This is a genomic window from Neobacillus drentensis, assembly GCF_036966985.1.
GTDB classification, from domain to species: domain Bacteria; phylum Bacillota; class Bacilli; order Bacillales; family Cytobacillaceae; genus Neobacillus; species Neobacillus drentensis_E.
On sequence record NZ_JBALSN010000592.1, the window covers coordinates 1 to 1,842 of the forward strand.

A 1,842-nucleotide genomic window follows, 5' to 3' on the forward strand; every position below is an offset into this window, starting at 1 on the left:
TTTTGATTTAAATGGAAACCAATTTAAAAAAATCATATTAGCTGGGGGCACTAAAAATAAATGTGGAAGCAATCCTTCCCAATCAATTTCCTTGTCAAAATACCAGTATCCATGGTATTTGAATTCCACTATAATATCGAATAATACTTGGAAAGCGATCGTGAATGTCCAAATATGGACAATTTGATTACCAGTTAGAATTTTATTTTTCTTAAAAGCAAAATAATTAAATGAAATAATAGCAATTAATAATCCAATCATATTTAATTCCTTTTTCTTATTATTTTGCCCAGATCATTAGGAATATTATTCAATGTAAAAAAATTCACGAATCCTTTATAAGAGAAATTACTATTTCTAATAAAATTACAGTATATTTCTCATTAAAAATCTATTCGACCCTTAAAAATCTAGTATGATGTACCAATGAATTAATTCTTGAACAAAGCGAGGATTACAAAAATGAGCTTATTAAATGTTGAAAATTTAAGTCATACATTCGGAGACCGTACTTTATTCTATGTAAGTTAATGATGACGGAGAGTAACTAGATCCTATTCGATGAGCCGACTAACCATCTTGATATTGATGCGAAAGCCGAACTCAAACGCGCCCTAAAAGAATACAAAGGAACGGTTGTTCTTGTTTGTCACGAACCTGACTTTTATGAAGATTGGGTAACAAAAGTGTGGAATGTTAAAGAATGGTCACAATTATCAGTTTAAAAACTATTTCAAAACCCCTGCTTCCTTGCAGGGGTTTTCCTTGATATCAATAGGTTTACCTTGTATTTCCGTTTGTTTCTCTTATCGAAAAAATCGATTATTAGTGATAGTTCAAATCGATTTTATGAATTTATAAATAAAATACATTTAAGTATACTTCTACAAGTACGGAGAAACTATTAAAAAACTAAGGTGGAATTAATGTGAAAAAATGGCTTTCAGCTCTTATTCTTGTTATGATTGTATTTTCATTAGCAGCTTGTGGACAAAGTGATGAAAAAACAAGTGAAGGTAAGAAAGAAACGACAACAAAAGAAGTGTTTAAGATTGGGGCCATCCCTGACCAAAATGCTGCAGATTTAGATAAAGGTATGACAGCTGTTGCGAAGTATCTTAGCGAAAAGACGGGCATGAAAGTTGAATTTGTACCGTCAGTAGATTACGCAGCACTTGTAACTGGTTTCCAACGAGGTGAAATTCATATGGCTTGGTTTGGCGGTTTAACAAGTGTACAGGCTAGAAACCTCGTTCCAGACGCTGAGTCAATTGTTCAACGGCCTCGTGACGCTGAGTTTCATTCTGTCTTTATTACCCAGTCTTCTGAAAATATATCTAAGCTAGAAGATCTAAAAGGTAAATCTTTTACATTTGGCAGTGAAAGTTCCACTTCCGGCCACTTAATGCCGCGGTACTTTTTATCAGAAGCTGGAATTGATGCCAATAAAGATTTTGATGGCAAGCCAAACTTCTCTGGTTCACATGATACAACATATAAGTTAATTGAATCAGGTGCCTTTAAAGCAGGCGCACTAAATGAGGCCGTTTGGGAAGCAGCAGTAAAAGAAGGCAAAGTGGATACGAAGAAAGTGAAAGTTTTCTATACCACTCCTGCTTACTATGACTATAACTGGACAATCAATAGCAATGTCGAAGATGTCTTTGGTAAAGGAACAAAACAAAAAGTAAAAGATGCCCTTCTATCCATTACTGGAGACCAAAAGGAAATTGCGGATTTATTCCAAACTGACAGCTTTGTCGAAACAAATAACGATAATTACAAAAAGATTGAAAAGGTAGCGAAAGAATTACAGATTATTAAGTAGTAGGTGTTCTAGAA

General features: G+C 33.9%; 1 protein-coding gene and 2 pseudogenes. 2 read left to right on the top strand and 1 reads right to left on the bottom strand.

Features of this window, described 5'->3' with window-relative positions:
* A pseudogene (locus V7659_RS28560) lies at positions 1-261 on the bottom strand (hypothetical protein); the annotation flags it as partial.
* A 257-nt stretch (positions 262-518) separates the two neighbouring features.
* Here V7659_RS28560 and V7659_RS28565 point away from each other — a divergent pair.
* Together V7659_RS28565 and V7659_RS28570 are read left to right on the top strand one after the other, a co-directional pair.
* Positions 519-725, top strand: a pseudogene (locus V7659_RS28565) (ABC transporter ATP-binding protein); the annotation flags it as partial.
* 203 nt (positions 726-928) lie between these two features.
* Entirely contained in the window at positions 929-1,828 is a 900-nt protein-coding gene (locus V7659_RS28570) for a putative selenate ABC transporter substrate-binding protein (RefSeq protein WP_335543437.1), read from the top strand.
* Positions 1,829-1,842: the final 14 nt, after the last annotated feature.